The 3,066-nt window shown below is 52.0% G+C and carries 1 rRNA gene; it reads right to left on the bottom strand.

The features are described from left to right. Positions 1-19 precede the first annotated feature (19 nt). A 23S ribosomal RNA gene (locus tag M2367_RS20380) occupies positions 20-2,909 on the bottom strand. Between the last annotated feature and the right edge of the window lie 157 nt (positions 2,910-3,066).

Raw genomic sequence — 3,066 nt, 5'->3', positions numbered from 1 at the left:
AACACTTCTTGGGTGTTGTATGGTTAAGCCTCACGGGTAATTAGTATGGGTTAGCTCAACACGTCGCCGCGCTTACACACCCCACCTATCAACGTTGTGGTCTCCAACGGCCCTTTAGGACCCTCAAGGGGTCAGGGATGACTCATCTCAGGGCTCGCTTCCCGCTTAGATGCTTTCAGCGGTTATCGATTCCGAACTTAGCTACCGGGCAGTGCCACTGGCGTGACAACCCGAACACCAGAGGTTCGTTCACTCCGGTCCTCTCGTACTAGGAGCAACTCCCTTCAATCATCCAACGCCCACGGCAGATAGGGACCGAACTGTCTCACGACGTTCTGAACCCAGCTCGCGTACCACTTTAAATGGCGAACAGCCATACCCTTGGGACCGACTTCAGCCCCAGGATGTGATGAGCCGACATCGAGGTGCCAAACACCGCCGTCGATATGAACTCTTGGGCGGTATCAGCCTGTTATCCCCGGAGTACCTTTTATCCGTTGAGCGATGGCCCTTCCATTCAGAACCACCGGATCACTATGACCTACTTTCGTACCTGCTCGACCTGTCCGTCTCGCAGTTAAGCTGGCTTATGCCATTGCACTAACCTCCTGATGTCCGACCAGGATTAGCCAACCTTCGTGCTCCTCCGTTACTCTTTGGGAGGAGACCGCCCCAGTCAAACTACCCACCAGGCACTGTCCGCGAGCCCGATTCAGGGCCCTGCGTTAGAACATCAAACATACAAGGGTGGTATTTCAAGGACGGCTCCACGACAACTAGCGTTATCGCTTCAAAGCCTCCCACCTATCCTACACATGTAGGTTCAATGTTCAGTGCCAAGCTGTAGTAAAGGTTCACGGGGTCTTTCCGTCTAGCCGCGGGTACACCGCATCTTCACGGCGAATTCGATTTCACTGAGTCTCGGGTGGAGACAGCATGGCCATGGTTACACCATTCGTGCAGGTCGGAACTTACCCGACAAGGAATTTCGCTACCTTAGGACCGTTATAGTTACGGCCGCCGTTTACCGGGGCTTCGATCAAGAGCTTCGCTTGCGCTAACCCCATCAATTAACCTTCCGGCACCGGGCAGGTGTCACACCCTATACGTCCACTTTCGTGTTTGCAGAGTGCTGTGTTTTTGATAAACAGTCCCAGCCATCTGGTCACTGCGACTCCCAACTGCTCCATCCGCAAGGGACTTCACTGTCAAGAGCGAACCTTCTCCCGAAGTTACGGTTCTATTTTGCCTAGTTCCTTCACCCGAGTTCTCTCAAGCGCCTTGGTATTCTCTACCCGACCACCTGTGTCGGTTTGGGGTACGATGACTTGTAATCTGAAGCTTAGAGGCTTTTCCTGGAAGCATGGCATCAATGGCTTCACCACCGTAGTGGCTTCGTCTCGTGTCTCAGCGTTGCATCTCCGGATTTGCCTAGAGATACCGCCTACGCACTTTCACCAGGACAACCGTCGCCTGGCCCACCTAGCCTTCTCCGTCCCCCCATCGCAATTACAAGTCGTGCAGGAATATTAACCTGCTTCCCATCGATTACGCCTTTCGGCCTCACCTTAGGGGTCGACTCACCCTGCCCCGATTAACGTTGGACAGGAACCCTTGGTCTTCCGGCGAGGAGGCTTTTCACCCCCTTTATCGTTACTTACGTCAGCATTCGCACTTCTGATATCTCCAGCATACCTCTCGATACACCTTCGCAGACTTACAGAACGCTCCCCTACCACTCACACATAAGTGTGAATCCGCGGCTTCGGTGCCTGGTTTGAGCCCCGTTACATCTTCCGCGCAGGCCGACTCGACTAGTGAGCTATTACGCTTTCTTTAAATGATGGCTGCTTCTAAGCCAACATCCTAGCTGTCTGAGCCTTCCCACATCGTTTCCCACTTAACCAGAACTTTGGGACCTTAGCCGGCGGTCTGGGTTGTTTCCCTCTTCACGACGGACGTTAGCACCCGCCGTGTGTCTCCCGGATATTACTTACTGGTATTCGGAGTTTGCATGGAGTTGGTAAGTCGGGATGACCCCCTAGTCCAAACAGTGCTCTACCCCCAGTAGTATTCGTCCGAGGCGCTACCTAAATAGCTTTCGGGGAGAACCAGCTATCTCCGAGTTTGATTGGCCTTTCACCCCCAGCCACAGGTCATCCCCTAACTTTGCAACGTTAGTGGGTTCGGTCCTCCAGTTGATGTTACTCAACCTTCAACCTGCCCATGGCTAGATCACCCGGTTTCGGGTCTACACCTTGCAACTAGACGCCCAGTTAAGACTCGGTTTCCCTACGGCTCCCCTATACGGTTAACCTCGCTACAAAATGTAAGTCGCTGACCCATTATACAAAAGGTACGCAGTCACCCCGAAGGGCTCCCACTGCTTGTACGTACACGGTTTCAGGTTCTATTTCACTCCCCTCACAGGGGTTCTTTTCGCCTTTCCCTCACGGTACTGGTTCACTATCGGTCAGTCAGGAGTATTTAGCCTTGGAGGATGGTCCCCCCATATTCAGACAGGATGTCACGTGTCCCGCCCTACTCGATTTCACAACAAGGTCGTTTTCATGTACGGGGCTATCACCCTGTATCGCTGGCCTTTCCAGGACCATTCCACTAACTTCCAAGTTGCTTAAGGGCTAATCCCCGTTCGCTCGCCGCTACTAAGGGAATCTCGGTTGATTTCTTTTCCTCGGGGTACTTAGATGTTTCAGTTCTCCCGGTTCGCCTCGTTAAGCTATGTATTCACTTAACGATACCCAGCTTATGCTGGGTGGGTTTCCCCATTCGGAAATCTGTGAGTAATAGCGTCTCTTACCGACTTCTCACAGCTTATCGCAGGTTAGTACGTCCTTCATCGCCTCTGACTGCCAAGGCATCCACCATGTACGCTTAGTCACTTAACCATACAACCCCAAGAAGTGTCGTCGAAACAACGCTTGCTTGTTGAAGTACAACAAGGACCAAAATAAATTTTGGTTTTCGCCAAGAAGTTTCCAAAGCACTTGTAACAAATGTTTGAGAACTACTTTTTAAATCAGCTTTCCAGATTGTTAAAGAGCA

It is taken from the genome of Aeromonas sp. BIGb0445, from assembly GCF_024809075.1.
Classification (GTDB): Bacteria; Pseudomonadota; Gammaproteobacteria; order Enterobacterales; family Aeromonadaceae; genus Aeromonas; species Aeromonas rivuli.
This window is presented reverse-complemented; position numbering and strand designations above follow the sequence as displayed.